Raw genomic sequence first — 18,087 nt, forward strand, 5'->3', positions numbered from 1 at the left:
GAAAAGCGCCCATGAAGGCGCTTTTGATGGGTGAAATTAATGCTGGGAATGAAGCAGTGTGTACTGCGGGGTGTCTTGCAGTTTGACCGGGGCGATATTAGGTAAGCCGTGCAGGAACTGATCTATATCCTGAATATTAATATCAGCCGAAATATTGCGCGCCTGCTTGCCTTTAGACTGCACCGGCTTCTGACGATAGCGTGAAACGGTGTAGGCAATTTCGCTGGTATCGGCACGGTCAAATACCAGGCGCCCTTTGAGAAAAGCAAAGGCATCAGAAGCCGGGCGGTTGACCAGCACCATGGCATGGTTAGGATACACTTCAGCCACTTGGCCATTGGTAATTTCACGCGAAATCAGTGACTGATTTTCAGCTTGCATCGCATCCCCCTCAAGCTTGGGCTCGACTTTGACACGGCCGTGATCAACACTCACACGCACTAGCTGCTCCAGCCGGTTGACGGCAAAGCGCGTCCCTAATACCGTCACTCTTGCGGTGTCTGTTTCCACCACAAATGGCCGATCAGGGTCTTTGGTCACTTCAAAAATAGCTTCGCCTTCTTTGAGCAGCACATGGCGCTGGTGGCGGTAATATGTGACCTCCATATCACTTCTGGCGCTCAGGGTGACTTTGGTACCGTCATCCAGTGTTTTAGTGACAATTTGCCCCACCGGGTTTTGTGCAGCCAACTGCATGACGGGCTTGGCTTGCCAGACCTGGTATTGCTGATGCGAGAAAAAGCCAGCAATACAAATAAAACAAACGACCATCAGCTGTGCCAAACGTTGTTGTTTGGCTTTGCGGCGGGCTTCATTGGCCAGAAACGCTTGCTGCTCAGCGGCATCTGCCAGGCTAGACAAGCTCTCAGCTGAGTCAAGCTGGCGCATGGCGTGGGCGAAGCTGTTATATTCGGCAGCGTGAATCGGGTCGTCCGCCAGCCATTGCTCAAACGCTTGATGCTCGGCAGCGCGTTGATTGTTCGCATGCTCACGCATACGCAAGTACCAGCGCGCAGCCATTTCACTTAGTGTGAGCGACTTGGCTGTAGATGATTTGGACGTGAGCGGTTTAGACATAAGTGGCAGGCTTAATGAATCGCCTGTTGAAATGCCCGGATATCCAGCATGGCACGAATCAGGTGTTTCTCAACCATATTGGTACTGATATTGAGCTGCACGGCAATTTCGCGTTGCTTCATCTCATCCACATGATAGAGCCAGAATACCTGGCGGCATTTTTCTGGCAACAAGTCGACCACACGTTGCAAGTGATGCAGCTTTTGCCGGGTTTCATACAACTGCTCGGGCGTGCATTCCAGAATCAGCGCGGCTTCATCAATCTGGTCTTCGTCGACAAACCGCGTCCTGTGGCGAAACTCGTCTACCAGCAAATGGTTGACGATACCATTCAAGTAAGCTTGCGGTGATTCTTCACGTGCCGGATGGCTGGAGACGGCAAAGAAAACCAGTGCATCGTGCAAGATATCCTTGGCGCGCTGCACACACGCCGTGCGACGACCAATCCGACGCAAGACGTCGGTATAGGCCCACGTTAAATCAATGCCGCACCAAGCTAGTGTTTCGCTCATATTCCACCACCCTACTTTGAATAGTTTGGTTGTTTGCAAAACACATGCCATCACCACGAGATTCAATAAGAGATTGATTCTCAATTAAAAAATGTCAATGCATTTAAAAACTGGCAAATTCACCCGGTTCATTTCAACCATCTTTATAAAAAATGGCTGCAATAAACCATTTAAATATATTGAAATAAAAGTAAAATCACTGCCGGACTCAGTCTGCGCAAAAATACCGCCAAAAAAATGGCTGCCAGTGTTTGCTGCTAGACCAAATCCACAATTGGAAAGCTTATTGCGCTGTGTTTGCCAGATCGAAATGGGTTGCGCATGCTTAATATTGGATCACTAAAAGACAATAATTAGTCTAAAAAATCAATGTCATTTTTTAAAACGACCAGCCATGAAGTATTGCGAGCGCGCTATAACAGCCTGCTTGAAGATGTGCCTGTCGCACTTTTCACCGCGATTAGTGCCCTCAGCATACAAATGATCGTTTTAAATGACCAGGTGCATTGGTCGCTGTCAATCGCGACACCCCTGATCAGGATGCTGATTGTTTGCAGCCTGCTGCTGTACTGGTTCTGGCACCGCGACGAACAACCTTCTATCGACAAAATACGTAAACGACTGGAGATCGCCTCCATCGTTTTTATCCTGGCTGGATTCTTCACTTTCTGGCGTAGCATTTACCTCTACCCGCTCACCGACACCTTCGGTCACTACTTCCTGATTTTCCACAATACGCTTTACGGCTTTTGCTTTGCGTTTATTTTAAGCAAGCTGGGCCCGGCCGCTTACGCTTATAACCTGCTGATGATTTCGTCGGCCATCGCCTGTATTTATCGTGGCGACTTTGAGCACGCGCATTTGATGACGTTGCTGATTATGGTGTTTGAAGTGGGCATGTTAATCACCATGCGTGGCAGCACCACCATGTTCGATAAATGGGTCAATGCCACGTTTGAAACACAAACATTATTAAAGGAAAATCAGCGCCTGGCCAATCAGGATGTACTGACGCAGCTGCCCAATCGGCGCCAGTTTTTTGTACAAGTAGAGCAACAACTGGCGCTGGCCAGGCAAACGCAAGACTGTTTTGCGGTGGGGATTCTGGACCTTGATAACTTCAAACCGGTCAATGATGTGCACGGCCACCATATCGGCGACCTGGTGTTGATTGAGGTCGGCAAACGGCTGGCGCAGGTCAGGCCCGGCCAGGTGCAGTTTTACCGACTGGGTGGCGATGAGTTCGCTTTCCACCTGGTCACCGACGATAAACACGCGTCACTCAAGCAAATCGCCCATGAGATTAACCAGGCAATTTCACAGCCTATCAGCATTGATGGCCTGCTCATTATCGTTAAAGCCTCCATGGGAGCCTGCATTATTTGCGACGACTATATCTCGGCACAAACCCTGTATGAGCATGCCGATTTTGCCTTGTATCACGTTAAACGCACCGGCCGTGGCAACTTGGAAATCTACTCAGCGACGCTGGAACAAGAGCGCATGCATTTGAACCGCATAGACCAGGCCTTGCGCACGGCAGATATCCATGCCGAGCTATATCCGGTATTTCAACCGATTATTGATATTGATGCGGACGAGGTATGTGCGTTTGAAAGCCTGGCCCGCTGGCAAAGTCCCACCATAGGCGCAGTTTCACCAGCCATGTTTATCCCGGTGGCAGAAAGCCTGGGCATGATTGCCGACATCACCAAACTGATGTTCAGCCGCTCAATGGCAGAAATGACGACCTGGCCAGAAACAATGCGGCTGTCATTCAATCTATCCGCTTACGACGTCACCAACCAGGCCGTGATTAAAGAGCTGATCCGCATGATGCACACCAGCCAGATCAGCCCTGACCGTTTTGTATTTGAAATCACCGAAACCGCCTTGTTACAAGACTTTGAAACAGCGCGGGAAAATATCGGCCTGCTGCGCAAGGCGGGTGCCAAAGTGGCGCTGGATGATTTTGGCACCGGCTATTCCAGCTTAAGTCATGTACAGCACCTGCCGCTGGACAAACTGAAAATTGACCGTAGCTTTGTCAAGGATATTGAAACCAATACCACCAGCCAAACCATCGTGCGCTCGATTTTGACGCTGTGCCAGGGCATGCATATGGAATGCGTGGCCGAAGGCGCAGAAACAGAAAGCCAGGTGCGCTTTTTACAAGCCATGGGCTGCCAGTTGATTCAAGGCTATTACTTCGCCAAACCCATGCCCAGAGCGCAGTTGCAAGCCTATCTGGCCGACGCTAAACTCATCCCAAGCACTTGAACGGCAACCAGCACTTCTACGGGCATTCAATGCCTACCACCTTACGCCTGCTCAACTCACACGGCTCTTAAAAGTTGATAAGAATTACCTGTTTGACAAAAACTATATTAATATCAATTCTTTAATCGCCACATCCACCCATCGCATGCATCGTTGCGATGTCATGCACCACATGCCTGAAAGCGCTTTGCATTAAGCGCCTGCAATACTCAATCGAACCAAACAGGGATCTATCCATCAGTATTTAAATAGATCACAAAGGAGGTTGCGCAATGCGTACAAGCACGCTTTTAATCCTGGATGATGATACTCAGGATGCCAATATCATTGCCAGCGAAGCTCAAAGCCTGGGATTTGAAGTCAGGATATTGGCCGACGCCTCGCTGTTTATTGATGCATTTTTAGCCTGGAAGCCGACACATCTGGCGATTGATATCGTCATGCCCAGCATCAATGGCATCGAGATATTAAAAACCCTGGCCCAGCTGGATTGCCAGTCAGCCATTATTTTAAGTAGCGGCGTTGGGACAGACACGCTGCCTGCCGCGCAACTTGCGGCGATTGAGCACAACCTGAATATCCGCGGCATTCTCTACCAGCCATTTCACCAGCACATATTGAGAAACCTGCTGACAGATCAGGTATCGGTCGACCTGCATGCGCATACCAGTAGTGATATGAGCGCCCAATCATTTATTGTCGATGCTGCGACCATTGATGACGCCATCCGCAACGACCAATTCACCTTGTTTTATCAGCCACAAATTGAATTGCTCAGCGGTAAAGTGATTGGCTTTGAAGGTTTGTTGCGCTGGAAACACCCGACCCTGGGAATCAAGCTGCCCGAATTGTTTATTCCAGTGGCTGAAAAAACCGGGCAAATTGACCAGCTGACGCAGATTGTGATTGGAACAGGATTCAATTTTATTCGATCACTCAGCAAAACGCTGTCATTTTCACTCAACATCTCAGCAAAAAGCCTTAAAAACCACTTACTCACCAATGCATTGGTCAACGCCAGCCAATCTTTGGAGGTAGCACCGGAAAGAATCATTCTCGAACTCACAGAAACCGCCACCATGCACGACCCGGAAGAGGCGCAGCAAATCCTCTCTCAACTCAGGACCGAAGGTTTCAAGCTGAGCATTGATGATTTCGGTACCGGTTACTCCTCGATGGCGCAATTGGCCAAACTGCCATTTACCGAGCTCAAGATTGATAAATCCTTTGTTACCACCATGGAAACCTCGTCAAAATCGAGAAAGGTAGTCGCCTCCACGCTCAAACTGGCAGAAAGCCTGGGGCTGGAAACCATTGCCGAAGGTGTAGAAAATACGTTGGCCGCCATTGGTTTGCGCGAGCTTGGCTGCCGCTATGCCCAAGGTTACTACTTTGCCAGACCGATGGACCAGGCGACGGCCAATACCTGGTTAACACAGTGGAATAATCAGTTTTAGACTGGGAAAAAGCATCCTCCAACCCACCCAAACAGTCTTCAGTCAGCAGCCTCTTTTGCAAGCAGGGCCTGTTTACGCACCACGCCCCAACGATAGCCAGACAGCGAGCCGTCCTGGCGAATGACACGATGACAAGGAATCGCCACAGCCAGCGTATTCGCGGCGCAAGCACTGGCCACCGCCCGTACCGCTTTTGGCATACCGATACGCTCAGCAAGCATGCTATAGGTCACCGTCTCCCCACTGGGAATCTCGCGTAAAGCCTGCCAGACACGCCGCTGAAACACCGTTCCCTGAATATCCAGCGGCAAATTCAACCCGAGTTTGGGTGACTCGATAAAAGCCAGTACGCTGGCAATCATGGCCTCAAAATCCGCATCGCCACCTATCAAGACTGCAGCAGGAAACCTATCTTGCAACGCATTTAACAACAACCCGGCGTCATCGCCCATAGAGATTGCACACACGCCTTTGGCACTCCTGGCCACCAGCACCGCGCCCAGGGAACACTGCGCCAAAGCGAAATGGATTTGTACCTGCTTGCCACCTTGCACATATTGCGTAGGCTGCATGCCCAGTGCCTGGCTAGAGGCTTCATAAAAACGGCTGCTTGACCCATAGCCTGCTTCGTAAATCGCATCGGTCACCTTCATGTTGGCATCAAGCTGCTGGCGCAATCGTTGCACCTTGTGTGCTGCAACATAGGCCTTGGGCGTCAAGCCAGTGACGGCTTTAAACATGCGATGAAAGTGGAACCGGCTTAAACCGGCATGCTCAGCCAATTGCGTTAAAGTGGGACTGGTCTCGGCCGCGTCTATCAAGCGACAGGCCACCGCTACTTTTTCGGCATAAATATCTGCCAGCGCAGCCTGGTTCGGCTTGCAGCGTTTGCATGGCCTGAACCCGGCAGCCTCAGCGGCAGCGATGGTGGCGTGAAATGCCACATTTTCCGGACGCGCCTGCCTGGCGCCACAAGATGGGCGACAATAGACACCAGTGGTTTTAACCGAATAAAAGAAGCTGCCATCTGCCTGTGCGTCGCGTGCCACGACCTGCTGCCAACGTGGGTCACTCAGGGTTTGCTGTGCTTGTATGCTGCTTGAAATTGCCATGCTTGCCGTCTCCACTCGAGACCTCAACGATATACCATCATGCAGCGCTAAACACTCCGGCGCTTGCGGTTGAATTTGATTGCATCAAGATCAACACTCACGACAGGCTATTCACTCCCCCGCATGTTATCTGGGCCCGGCTTCTCCGCAGCCAGCATGTCGCGCGCAAGTGCGCCAACATCGCGCACGGCCTGCTCAATCGCCAATGTCCATAAATGGCTAAAATTAAGACGGATATAGTGGGTAAGCTCTTTCTTACGGGAGAAAATCGTCCCGGGTGCCACAGTGATGCCATTGTTGATCGCGGCACGATACAACTCCAGTGCATCCAGTGCTGGTGGCAATTTCACCCAGATGACATAACCGCCTTTGGGCACAGACAACTGCGTGCCCGCCGGAAAACTCTGCTCTATCACATTGCGGATAAGTACATATTGCGAGCGCAGTGTATGGCGCAATTGCCTGAGGTGCTGTTCAAAACTGTCGCGCTGCATAAACTTGGCAATCGCGATCTGCGGTGCCGATGTCAGTGACAGGCTATTGAGGAACATCAGGCGCTCCACTTCCTGCCGATAACGGCCAGCCGCCGTCCAACCCACGCGATAACCTGGCGCCAGCGATTTGGAAAATGACGAACAATGCAACACCATGCCCGCGCGATCAAAGGCTTTGGCAGGCAAAGGGGGCTCGTCACTGAAGTACAACTCGCCATACACATCATCTTCAATCAACGGAATATTCTGCTCCGCCAGAAATGCGACTAACGCCTGTTTTTTCTCGTCAGGCATCACAAATCCCAGCGGATTCTGGAAGTTGGTGGTGAGGATTACCGCTGAAAGACGTACATTGTCAGCCACGGCACGCAAGGCATCCAAATCGATGCCAGACGCTGCATCAGTACGGATTTCGGCCACTTTCATGCCCAGCCGCTCGACAGTATGCGCCAGCGCATAATAGCCTGGCGATTCCAGCGCAATCGTGTCACCCGCCTTGGCCACGGCCTGCAGGCATAAGGTAATGGCTTCAGTCGCGCCATGCGTAATCACGATGTCGTCCGGCGATACATCCATACCATTAGCCAGGTAACGGCGGGCAATCTGCTGGCGCAACATCTCGTTGCCAGGCGGCAAATCGCTGAGCACGCCCCATTCCCCCTCGTCATCAGTGAGGGCTTTTTCATATTGGTGGATACGTTTGAGTGGAAATAGCTGCGGATCCGGAAACGGCGAGCCCAAAGGTACGGTACCGAATTCGCGAATAGATTTAAGCGTAGTGAGCACCAGCTTGCTGGCATCTACCTCAGATAAATTGAGGTCTTTCGCCAATGGCGACGCCTGTTTTTGCTGCAAGCGCTTGCGCGGCGTGACGTAGTAACCTGATTGTGGATGGCTGCTGATAATGCCATCCTGCTCCAGTTGCAAATAGGCACGCAACACCGTGCTAATGCTGAGCCCGTATTTCTGACTGGCTTGCCGCACCGAGAACACCTTGTCTCCCGGCCGCAATACGCCTTCATCGATCATTGCGCGTATGCGGGCAGCAAACGAGACATAAAGCTTCATGGTAGCCAAGCGGAGAAAGGAGTTGTGATGCTTGCCATTATACGTCAGGCCTGTAGCAGGCGGCTGAGCGGAAGTGTTAAGATTCAGGCCGCTTGCAACGCCAGGGAAACTTCTTCACCGCTGCTGGTCAAGCTAGCCACCAGGCGGTCTTTTTGCATCAACACCTCCACCAGCGCCTGTTCGCTTAATGCGGTCATCAGGCGTTGCAGGGTGCTCATACGAATATCCAGGCGCTTGCAAATCACGGCCAGTGAAACTTGTGTGCGGCCTTGCGCCTGCTCTGCATGCAACAACTCCAAGATACTCAACATCAACACTGTGCTTCTGTCCAACGGGACACAATTCGAGAGCACGTCATCCGGCGCCGATACGTGATCCACATCATGCTCAAGCAGCATTGGCGACCTCTGGTGCAGTGGTTTTTTCGATAATCACCGGAATAGACTTGGAGGTTGGCGTGCGTGAATCATCGGCCACACTTTCCAGCGGTACCAGGTTATTGGTTTCCGGGTAATAACCGCTCAGGCAACCTTGCGGAATATCGTATGACACCACCAGGAACTTGTCTGCCCGACGGGTGATACCATCCTGCCACACGCTGACCAGGTTAATCCAGTCACCCACCTGCAAGCCCATGCGTGCAATATCTACCGGGTTCATAAAGATCACGCGGCGCTGGCCAAATACGCCACGGTAGCGGTCATCCATGCCATAAATGGTGGTGTTGTACTGGTCATGCGAACGCGTGGTCATCAGTACAAACAATTGGTCGCCATATTGCTCGCGGGCCTGATGGATAGGTGAATGACGCGGAATCGCCTGTAGCGTGAACTCGGCCTTGCCAGAAGGCGTGTTCCAGAGTCGTTCGCTGGAAGGCACCGGCATACGGAAACCACCCGGGTGCTTGATGCGCTCGTTGTAGTCTCTGAATGCCACCGGCATGGTCTGCTCGATCACATCACGGATTTTGCTGTAATCCTTGATGTACTCCAGCCATGGCGTCTTGCTGCGCTTAAGCGTGGCATGGGCCAAGCGCGCCACGATGGCTGGCTCGGAGAGCAATTGCGGCGAGGCGGGCTTGTTCATGCCATAAGAGATATGCACCATGCTCATGGAGTCTTCCACCGTCACACCCTGTGCACCAGTTTCCTGCGTGTCGATCTCGGTACGGCCCAGGCATGGCAAGATCAGCGCTTCCTTGCCATGCACCAGGTGGCTACGGTTGAGCTTAGTTGTCACATGCGCGGTCAAATCGCAATTGCGCATGCCTTCCCAGGTGCGGTCTGTATCTGGCGTCGCAATCGAGAAATTACCGCCCAGGCCAAAGAATACTTTACCTTTACCTTCTAGCATGGCGTGAATTGCGCCTACGGCATCATAGCCTGGCGTTTTCGGCACCTTGATATCAAATACGCGCTCCAGGCTTTCGAGAAACTCCACTGGCATCTTTTCATAAATGCCCACAGTGCGGTTGCCCTGTACATTGCTATGGCCGCGCACCGGACACAGGCCTGCGCCCTCTTTGCCGATATTGCCACGCAACAACATGAGGTTTACCAGCGTTTTAATCGTGGCGACGCCATGCTTGTGCTGGGTAATGCCCATGCCCCAGGTAGCAATCACGCGATCACCTGTAGCGTAAATCCGTGCGATTTCCTCAATCTGCGCCAAGGGCACGCCGGACTCTTCCACAATCACATCCCAACTCTCCTCGCGTGCATCTGCGGCAATCGCTTCAAAGTTATTGGTATGCTGCTGGATAAATTCCAGGTCGACTACACGCTCGGCACCATGCTTGATCGCTTCGTCATCCCACTGGATCACGAACTTGATCATGCCTTTAATCAGTGCCAGGTCACCACCCAATTTAGGCTGAATAAACAAATCACTGATTTTGCTGCCTTTGAAAGACAGCATATCAAACGGACTTTGTGGGTCGGCAAAACGCTCAAGGCCACGCTCTTTCAGCGGGTTAATCGCCACAATACGTGCGCCACGCTTGGCGGCTTCGCGCAACTCACCCAGCATGCGCGGATGGTTGGTGGCCGGATTCTGGCCAAAAATCAGGATGGTGTCGGTATGCTCAAAATCATGTAAAGTCACCGACCCCTTGCCGATCCCCACGGTTGGCGGCAACGCCATGCTGGTAGATTCGTGGCAAAGATTGGAGCAATCCGGGAAATTATTGGTGCCGAACTCGCGCACAAACAACTGATACAAAAACGCTGCTTCATTGGCGGCACGGCCAGAAGTATAAAAAATTGCCTCATTCGGGTCGGCCAGCGCATTCAAATGTGAGGCAATCAATGCAAAAGCGTCATCCCAGGAAGTTTCTTCGTACTTGTCTGTGGTGGCGTTATAACGCATCGGGTGCGTCAAACGACCTTCGTTTTCCAGCTCAAAATCGCCCCAGCCCATCAGCTCGGTCACCGTGTGTTTGGCAAAAAACGCTGGTGGCGTACGCTTATTGGTCGCCTCTGCCGCGACGGCTTTCACCCCATTTTCGCAAAACTCAAAAGTAGACGTGTGCTCTTTGTCTGGCCAGGCGCAACCCGGGCAATCAAAGCCATCCGGCTGGTTTTGGGCCAGCAAAGTCATGATGCCTTTCACAGGAATCTTTTGCAGCGCCAGTTGCGCAGCGACTTGCTTTAACGCCCCCCAACCGGCGGCTGGGTGGTGATAGGGCTTAATGGAAGCTTTTGGTTGCGACATAGTCTCTAACGGTGAACTGGCACAGATGAACCATTGCCAGTGTATGAATGCGGAATGACGTTGATTGCCATCCTAAGGCAAGCAACACCAGGAAACCAGATACAGAAACGCGTAATTTTTAGAGTACAGTTGTACTCCAAAAAAGCACAGATGCCAGTATTGATGCGGACTGTTTCATCGCATTTCATTTACAGAGCATGTGCGTTAAAGACCTTCGTCTTAATTTCGTCAGCACGATCCAGTTCTTTAGGGATGACCATGCACTTTTTTGCCTGTCATTTAACTAAAAGACGTCATTCGGCCAAGATTGCTGGTGTCGCCAAACAATAACGACCATCAGCCTGGTCGGGACGTGTTAAATGCTGAGGCACTGCCTGAATACCTAAAAACAAGACGCCCACCCCACTACAAAGAGGGATGGGCGTGGAAAATACTTACCGATGAAGGGCCAAATAAGTGCACCAGATCAATCATGGCAGGTTGAAGCGCTGTGCCTGTCATAAGACAGAAATGCCCTGATTGCCTCCCCAAGCGTGAACTTGGGGAGGTGTGCTTGCTTTACTTAGAAATTGGCAATCACTGACAAACGTGCAGCCAATGGCGAACCTGGCGTCGTATTGTTGTTATTGTGTGCATAGAGGTAGTAGTCTTTGTTCAGCAAGTTCTCAATATTGAGTTGCACACGCAAATCTTTATTCACTTGCGCAAACACTGCCGCATCCAAACGCACATACCCAGGCAATGTCACACTCGTTGAAACAGTCGGTGCTGCTGCGTACATTTCTGTGCGACTGATCACACCCAATGCTGCGCCCCAAACTTCATTGAAGTCATAGCGGTTCCACAACGAGAAGGTGTGACGCGGCACCATTGCAACGTCTGCACCTGCAGGAATCACATTGCCGGCAGTGGCATTGGGTTGCGTCTTGGTAAACTCTGCATCCTGGTATGCGTAGCCACCGGCAACACTCCAGGCGTCAGTCAACTTACCATTAATACCCAGCTCAATCCCTTTGGTCTGTTGACCATCGACCAGAATTTGATTGGTGGATGGGTTGGCAGGATCTGCAACTGCAATCTTGTTACGCTCCAGCTTATATACCGCAGCAGTCAACGACAATGCCGGTGAATAATCCCACTTCACACCCACTTCAACATTGTTATATTTTTCAGGATCGAATGATTTGTTCACAGCCGTCAAACTGGCCAACTGCTCGCCAGCACGCGGCACATAGCTGATGGTATAGCTGCTATACACCGACAGATTTTCTACTGGCTTGTAAATCAACCCTACACGTGGAGAAAACAAGTCATCGCGCGTCTTGATATTGTGGTTAGCATTCGTGGCAGCCAATCTGTAGTTCGTGAAGTCGGTGTTGAAACGGTCATATCTCAAACCGGCGATGGCAGACCACTGATCATTAAATTTCATCTGATCCTGGAAATATGCTGCGTAAGTATCATTTTGCACGTAGTTATCTGCATCACTGGTAGTGGCAGTATTTTGACGGAATGTCACAGGCACGGTCACAATTGGATTACCAACAGGGACGTTTGTTTGAGTCGCGTTCGTATTATTGAAGAAGGCAGTTTCACGGTAATTTGAAGTACGCTGACGCCCCAACTCTACGCCAACAACCGACTCGTGCTTGATAAAGCCTGTATCCCAATTAAAAATCAGGTCGGTTTGGTTAATCAGGTTTTGACGATCTGTGGCATTGTTGTAACCATCAATTCTGACTAAGCCAGCAGCCGTGACTGGGCCATTTGCAAACACATTTTGATAAAACTTATTGTAATCGGCATAGCGAGTACGGTTTTTCAAGGTGATACCATTATCAAACAGGTGTTCGAATGACACATTGAAAGCGGTCAATTCGGTATGCGTTGGGCTTAATTTCGCACTACCAAAAAATGTTGAGTTATTCGTACTTACTGGACGATTACCCAGTGACGGAACACCGCGATCTGCAATCCGGTCGTCTTTGAAGTACTCAAGGCCGACAACGACTTTAGTCTTATCAGACGGTTTAATGGTGACCGTTGGGTTGATCGCCTTACGCTCCAGACTCACACCGTCACGATAACTGTTACCATCCTCGTACATGGCATTGAGTCGGAAGGCGGCAACATCATTAATGGCCTGGTTAAAATCAACAGTACCACGTGCTTGATCAAACGAACCATATTGCAATCCTATTTCGCGCAGGGTATCCCAATTGGCTTCTTTAGTGACACGGTTAATCAGGCCACCAGCACCGCCACGACCAAAAATCATGCCGTTAGGGCCTTTTAAAACCTCTACGCGCTCAATGTTGTAAAGATCACGATAGTATTGTGTATCGTCTCTCACGCCATCTTGAAAGAAATCCGCCGTAGATGCGAGACCGCGGAAGATAAAGGTTTCGCGGTTCCCCTCACCCTGAGCGGCTCCCACGCCTGGGGTGTAGCGAACGATATCGCCAAGATTCTGTACAGCCTGATCTTTCATCTGCTGTTTATTAAAAACAGTGATCGACTGTGGTATATCAATCAGATCGGTTGCTGTTTTAGTCGATGTACTGGACTTTTTGGTGACGTAACCATTGGTGATTGGCTGCTCTTTAACACCTGAGACATTAACATCAGGCAGTGTTTGTACCTCTTCGGCTAACACAGGCTGTGTGCTCGCAAATAGGATTCCAACGATGGCGGCTAGCGGCCGCATGCGGAAAGATTGTGTGTGATGCATTTATATTCCCTTAATCATTATACTGGAATGAGAATAAATCTCATTTCTTGAATAATAATTAACTGGGAATGAAGTTTCCGTTGGTATTTTGTGATTTTTTTGTGAACACTCTAAAAGCTGATCGTGAATGTTGATCCACGGCCTGGCTCTGAATGCAGGCTAAGACGCCAACCCTGGTTCTCACAAATGCGTTGAATCAAGGATAACCCCAGTCCCAACCCATCCAGGGGCAGCGCACTGCCACGCACAAAAGGCTTTAATACCTGATGTTGCTGATCGAGGTCAATGCCAACCCCGGTATCCACCACCGAGATTGAGGACTCGTTCAGGACAATCCTTACGTTACCGCTTTCTGTATAATTCAAGGCATTTCTGAGCAGATTAGACAGCACGGCTAACAATAAATCTGCATTAACCTTTTCATCAGACAGCGCGCCTTTTTTCACCAGGCTAAACGCAATCTTCTTTCTTGAGAAGTCGAGCTGCCAGCGATTAAATGCCTCCTGGCTAATTTGCGCCAGCGTTTGCGTGCTGCTGGGATTCACAACCGTACGCTCTGCACGCGCAATCATGAGCAGGGATTGCAGTAATTGCTGCATTTCTGAACTCGCACGCGCAATTCTATCAATCATTTCATAATCAGCGTCCTCTTTGCTGCGGTGCTGCAATAGCAACTCACAACTGGACGAAATAATCATTAAGCCACTGCGGAACTCGTGGCTAACATCGCTGGTAAACAAGCGTTCCCGCCATAAAGCATCTTTAATCTTGGTATACGCGTCTTCAAAAGACTGGGCAAGACTGCCAATTTCATCATCAGAGAACTCTTCGGCAATGATGCGCTCGCCTAATGGCTGTTGTTTTCTTTGAGAAAAAACGTGAGACAGTTTGACGATGGGGGAAAGAATTTGACGGGCTAACAGCCATCCGAACAAACCACCCACTAGCACAGTGAACAAGAACCCTGAACGCAAGGCAAAAAACACATTATATTCAAACTCATTTTCAAACAGGCTTTGGTCTTGCACCAGGATGTAATCATGACCATTGATCGTTTGGCGATAGACAAAGTAGGTGACAGGCTTTTTCTTGATCTCGCTAAATCCATCCGGCACACTACTCAGATATTTCGGGATGGCCGGATCCGGATACTCCGATGAATATAGATGCAAACCTAGCTCTTTTAAGGTTTCATTAGAGTGAGATGAATTGGTAACAATCAGTCTAAGCTTGGTATCCATGGCAATCGACATCAACTTATCTTCCGTTGAGTCGAAAATGCTATGAATTCCCAGGGTAAAGGCCCCACCAACAAACAAGGCAATCAAGGTAAATGCGATCACAATACGTGATCTGATTGAAATTTTACTCATTGGCTAAACCAATGCGGTATCCAATCCCATGAATCGTATGCACCAAAGAGCGATCAAATGGCTTATCGATTTCGGAGCGCAGTTGATGGATATGCGCCCGCAGGTTGTCCCCACGCGTAGAAACATCATTCCAAAAATGCTCCTCTAAATAGCTACGCTTTACCGCGTTCGGACTATGCTGCATCAAAAGCTCTAAAAGCTTTAATCCAAGCGGAGGAATTTTCAGGGTGACACCAGCCCGTTTAACGGTCAGGGTTTCAAGATCAAGAATGAGGTCATCTACGACTAATTTGGTACGCACCAGCCCATTTGCTCTTTTATAAATGGCAAGCGCCCTGGCTTCCAGCTCTGATAGTGAAAAGGGTTTGACCAAGTAATCATCCACCCCGGATTCAAAGCCTTTGAGACGGTCATCCAAGGTATCACGCGCCGTCAGCATGATAATCGGCGTCATACGATTACCATCTTGGCGCAAACGTTTGGTGAGTTGTATACCGTCGATACCAGGCAGCATCACATCAAGAATAATTAAATCGAACTCCTGAGTAACAGCCAGGTGCAATCCAGTCAGCCCATCCTGGGCACAATCAACCTTATGGTTTTTGGCGAAATAATCTACGATATTGACCAAAATATCTTTGTTGTCTTCAATCACTAATATGCGCATATTTCACCTTCAGGCCCTTGAGGCAAGTTCATTTTCTTTGCAAGATCCAGGGATGCACATAATCGAAGAAAATTCAGAATAGATGTTTATGCAGTTCAAAAGTGACTACATCCTTTGACCGACTCGCGCAATCATGGCATCGGTCATATTGATTAATGACATATTAGTATAATTGAGAATAAGACTTAAATTGCAAAATGCTCAATAGAAAACCTACTTCTGCCACATTCTTAAAAGTGTAGAAACTGACGTGTAATTGCCATCAACGCATCGACATTGAGCAAAGCTTGCAAATCCGTAAAAAATTTACGTGATTACTCTTGAAATCAAAAAACTCTATCCCCAATTAGCAATCAAGGTACGTGAGTGCTAAAATGCGTACCGCATTGATTAAAAATTCGTTTTAATTTCACCCTTATAACACTTTAAGAAAACTCCAAGGAGACATTCATGAGTATTCGTCCATTGCATGATCGAGTGATCGTTAAACGCGCCGCTGAAGAGCGCACAACCGCTTCTGGCATTGTGATTCCAGACAGCGCTACCGAAAAACCAGATCAAGGTGTGGTGCAGGCAGTAGGCAATGGTAAAAAAGACGACAACGGCAAAGCAATTCCTTTGGACGTAAAAGTCGGCGACAAAGTGTTGTTCGGCAAATACTCCGGCCAGACTGTTAAAGTCGACGGCGAAGAGCTGCTGGTGATGCGTGAAGAAGACATCATGGCGATTGTTGAGTAATTGACTCACAACCACCCTTATCTAATATTGAATTAGGAGAATTTAAATGGCAGCTAAAGACGTAAGATTTGGTGATGACGTTCGCCAAAAAATGGTAAATGGTGTCAACGTATTGGCTAACGCAGTACGCGTGACTTTAGGCCCTAAAGGCCGCAACGTGGTGTTGGAGCGTTCTTTCGGCGCACCTACCATCACTAAAGATGGTGTATCAGTCGCTAAAGAAATCGAATTAAAAGACAAATTCGAAAACATGGGCGCACAAATGGTGAAAGAAGTTGCTTCTAAAACCAATGACATCGCTGGTGACGGTACAACGACTGCAACTGTATTGGCACAAGCCATTATCCGTGAAGGCATGAAATCTGTTGCCGCCGGTATGAACCCAATGGACCTGAAACGCGGCATCGACAAAGCGGTTGAAGCAGCCGTTGCAGATCTGGCAGCACAATCCAAACCATGTACAACCAGCAAAGAAATCGCACAAGTAGGTGCTATTTCTGCTAACTCCGACACCTCCGTTGGCCAGATCATTGCTGATGCCATGGACAAAGTGGGTAAAGAAGGCGTGATCACTGTTGAAGATGGTTCAGGCCTGACCAACGAGCTGGATGTGGTTGAAGGTATGCAGTTTGACCGTGGTTACCTGTCTCCATACTTCATCAACAATCCAGAGCGCCAAATCGCGTTGCTGGACAATCCTTTCGTGTTATTGCACGACAAAAAAGTATCCAACATCCGTGACCTGCTGCCAACATTGGAGCAAGTAGCGAAAGCGGGCCGTCCATTGTTGATCATCGCTGAAGATGTTGATGGCGAAGCATTGGCAACCCTGGTGGTGAACAACATCCGCGGCATCCTGAAAACGACCGCTGTTAAAGCGCCTGGTTTCGGTGACCGTCGTAAAGCCATGCTGGAAGACATCGCGATCTTGACCGGTGGTACTGTGATCTCTGAAGAAGTGGGCCTGAAACTGGAAGCGGTACAATTGCATGACCTGGGCCAGGCAAAACGCATCGAAGTGGGTAAAGAAAACACTATCATTATCGACGGCGCAGGTAACGAAGAAGCCATCAAAGCCCGTATCGGCCAGATCAAAACACAAATCGAAGAAGCGTCTAGCGACTACGACCGTGAAAAACTGCAAGAGCGCGTAGCCAAACTGGCTGGCGGTGTGGCTGTGATCAAGGTTGGTGCAACGACTGAAATCGAAATGAAAGAGAAAAAAGCCCGCGTTGAAGATGCATTGCACGCAACCCGCGCTGCCGTTGAAGAAGGCATTGTGGCTGGCGGTGGTGTTGCACTGATCCGTGCCCGTGACGCGATTGCTAAAGTGAAAGGTGACAACCTGGATCAAGATGCTGGTATCAAAATCGTTCTGCGTGCAGTTGAAGAGCCATTGCGCCAAATCACTCAAAACGCTGGCGTTGAACCATCTGTAGTCGTAAACAACGTAGCTGCTGGTAAAGGCAACTACGGTTACAACGCGGCTAACGAAACCTATGGCGACATGGTTGAAATGGGCGTATTGGATCCAACCAAAGTGACACGTTCTGCACTGCAAAATGCAGCTTCAGTCGCTGGCTTGATGCTGACGACTGACTGCATGGTTGCTGAGCTGCCTAAAGAAGATGCACCATCTGCACCGGATATGGGCGGGATGGGTGGCATGGGCGGCATGATGTAATTTCAGCGTCGCTAAAGCGGTGATTGCTGCGTTGCATATCCTTGTCGTACTTATTGTACTGCCTGCGGATACGCGCCTTGCACTCATCGCTTTAACTTGCTGAAATGCCCTAAGCAGCATTAAAACAAAACCCGCAAAAGCGGGTTTTGTTTTATCAACGACTCTCCGTCATAATGATGGAT

At 49.7% G+C, this 18,087-nt stretch carries 13 protein-coding genes; 4 read left to right on the forward strand and 9 right to left on the reverse strand.

Annotated elements, in window-relative coordinates:
- Positions 1–36: 36 nt before the first annotated feature.
- Both GQ52_RS01900 and GQ52_RS01905 read right to left on the reverse strand, forming a co-directional pair.
- Positions 37–1,077 carry a FecR domain-containing protein gene (locus tag GQ52_RS01900; RefSeq protein WP_235272919.1) on the reverse strand — a complete coding sequence of 347 codons (1,041 nt, stop codon included), beginning with the start codon at positions 1,075–1,077 and terminating at the stop codon, positions 37–39.
- Positions 1,078–1,088: 11 nt separating this feature from the next.
- The gene (locus GQ52_RS01905; protein WP_047514652.1) at positions 1,089–1,589 is read right to left on the reverse strand and encodes an RNA polymerase sigma factor; all 501 of its coding nucleotides are present in this window, start codon (positions 1,587–1,589) and stop codon (positions 1,089–1,091) included.
- Positions 1,590–1,958: 369 nt separating this feature from the next.
- Here GQ52_RS01905 and GQ52_RS01910 point away from each other — a divergent pair, with 369 nt between their 5' ends.
- Positions 1,959–3,869: a bifunctional diguanylate cyclase/phosphodiesterase gene (locus tag GQ52_RS01910; RefSeq protein ID WP_047514655.1), complete on the forward strand. Its 1,911-nt coding sequence runs from the start codon at positions 1,959–1,961 to the stop codon at positions 3,867–3,869.
- A 272-nt stretch (positions 3,870–4,141) separates the two neighbouring features.
- Positions 4,142–5,326, forward strand: coding sequence for an EAL domain-containing protein (locus GQ52_RS01915; protein ID WP_047514657.1), 1,185 nt, complete (start codon positions 4,142–4,144; stop codon positions 5,324–5,326).
- Positions 5,327–5,364: 38 nt separating this feature from the next.
- Here GQ52_RS01915 and ada read toward each other — a convergent pair whose 3' ends face one another.
- From ada to GQ52_RS01950, 7 genes are all read right to left on the reverse strand, one after another.
- Positions 5,365–6,438, reverse strand: a complete 1,074-nt coding sequence (gene ada / locus GQ52_RS01920) for a bifunctional DNA-binding transcriptional regulator/O6-methylguanine-DNA methyltransferase Ada (RefSeq protein WP_047514659.1) — start codon at positions 6,436–6,438, stop codon at positions 5,365–5,367.
- Positions 6,439–6,545: 107 nt separating this feature from the next.
- Positions 6,546–8,000, reverse strand: a complete 1,455-nt coding sequence (locus GQ52_RS01925; RefSeq protein ID WP_024929523.1) for a PLP-dependent aminotransferase family protein — start codon at positions 7,998–8,000, stop codon at positions 6,546–6,548.
- An 83-nt stretch (positions 8,001–8,083) separates the two neighbouring features.
- The gene (locus GQ52_RS01930) at positions 8,084–8,311 is read right to left on the reverse strand and encodes a hypothetical protein (protein ID WP_235272920.1); all 228 of its coding nucleotides are present in this window, start codon (positions 8,309–8,311) and stop codon (positions 8,084–8,086) included.
- Between the two features lie 76 nt (positions 8,312–8,387).
- Entirely contained in the window at positions 8,388–10,712 is a 2,325-nt protein-coding gene (locus GQ52_RS01935) for an FdhF/YdeP family oxidoreductase (RefSeq protein WP_047514666.1), read from the reverse strand.
- A 562-nt stretch (positions 10,713–11,274) separates the two neighbouring features.
- Positions 11,275–13,443 (reverse strand): TonB-dependent siderophore receptor, encoded by a 2,169-nt coding sequence (locus GQ52_RS01940; protein ID WP_047514669.1) that lies wholly within the window; start codon positions 13,441–13,443, stop codon positions 11,275–11,277.
- 110 nt (positions 13,444–13,553) lie between these two features.
- Complete coding sequence (locus GQ52_RS01945) at positions 13,554–14,816, reverse strand: HAMP domain-containing sensor histidine kinase (protein WP_047514672.1); 1,263 nt, start codon at positions 14,814–14,816, stop codon at positions 13,554–13,556.
- The gene (locus GQ52_RS01950; protein WP_047514675.1) at positions 14,809–15,483 is read right to left on the reverse strand and encodes a response regulator transcription factor; all 675 of its coding nucleotides are present in this window, start codon (positions 15,481–15,483) and stop codon (positions 14,809–14,811) included. Before GQ52_RS01950 ends, GQ52_RS01945 begins: the two co-directional genes overlap by 8 nt.
- Before the next feature lie 450 nt (positions 15,484–15,933).
- On the opposite strand from GQ52_RS01950, the gene groES reads away from it, so the two are divergent.
- Positions 15,934–16,221 carry a co-chaperone GroES gene (groES, locus tag GQ52_RS01955; RefSeq protein WP_019881496.1) on the forward strand — a complete coding sequence of 96 codons (288 nt, stop codon included), beginning with the start codon at positions 15,934–15,936 and terminating at the stop codon, positions 16,219–16,221.
- A gap of 46 nt (positions 16,222–16,267) precedes the next feature.
- Positions 16,268–17,905, forward strand: coding sequence for a chaperonin GroEL (groL, locus tag GQ52_RS01960; RefSeq protein WP_019881495.1), 1,638 nt, complete (start codon positions 16,268–16,270; stop codon positions 17,903–17,905).
- Positions 17,906–18,087 lie beyond the last annotated feature (182 nt).

The organism is Methylophilus sp. Q8 (assembly GCF_000800115.1).
GTDB lineage: Bacteria > Pseudomonadota > Gammaproteobacteria > Burkholderiales > Methylophilaceae > Methylophilus.

Coding starts and splice junctions, on each gene's coding strand:
- GQ52_RS01900 (WP_235272919.1), bottom strand. CDS start 1,077: ATGTCTAAACCGCTCACGTCCAAATCATCTACAGCCAAGTCGCTCACA.
- GQ52_RS01905 (WP_047514652.1), bottom strand. CDS start 1,589: ATGAGCGAAACACTAGCTTGGTGCGGCATTGATTTAACGTGGGCCTAT.
- GQ52_RS01910 (WP_047514655.1), top strand. CDS start 1,959: ATGTCATTTTTTAAAACGACCAGCCATGAAGTATTGCGAGCGCGCTAT.
- GQ52_RS01915 (WP_047514657.1), top strand. CDS start 4,142: ATGCGTACAAGCACGCTTTTAATCCTGGATGATGATACTCAGGATGCC.
- ada (WP_047514659.1), bottom strand. CDS start 6,438: ATGGCAATTTCAAGCAGCATACAAGCACAGCAAACCCTGAGTGACCCA.
- GQ52_RS01925 (WP_024929523.1), bottom strand. CDS start 8,000: ATGAAGCTTTATGTCTCGTTTGCTGCCCGCATACGCGCAATGATCGAT.
- GQ52_RS01930 (WP_235272920.1), bottom strand. CDS start 8,311: ATGTTGAGTATCTTGGAGTTGTTGCATGCAGAGCAGGCGCAAGGCCGC.
- GQ52_RS01935 (WP_047514666.1), bottom strand. CDS start 10,712: ATGTCGCAACCAAAAGCTTCCATTAAGCCCTATCACCACCCAGCCGCC.
- GQ52_RS01940 (WP_047514669.1), bottom strand. CDS start 13,443: ATGCATCACACACAATCTTTCCGCATGCGGCCGCTAGCCGCCATCGTT.
- GQ52_RS01945 (WP_047514672.1), bottom strand. CDS start 14,816: ATGAGTAAAATTTCAATCAGATCACGTATTGTGATCGCATTTACCTTG.
- GQ52_RS01950 (WP_047514675.1), bottom strand. CDS start 15,483: ATGCGCATATTAGTGATTGAAGACAACAAAGATATTTTGGTCAATATC.
- groES (WP_019881496.1), top strand. CDS start 15,934: ATGAGTATTCGTCCATTGCATGATCGAGTGATCGTTAAACGCGCCGCT.
- groL (WP_019881495.1), top strand. CDS start 16,268: ATGGCAGCTAAAGACGTAAGATTTGGTGATGACGTTCGCCAAAAAATG.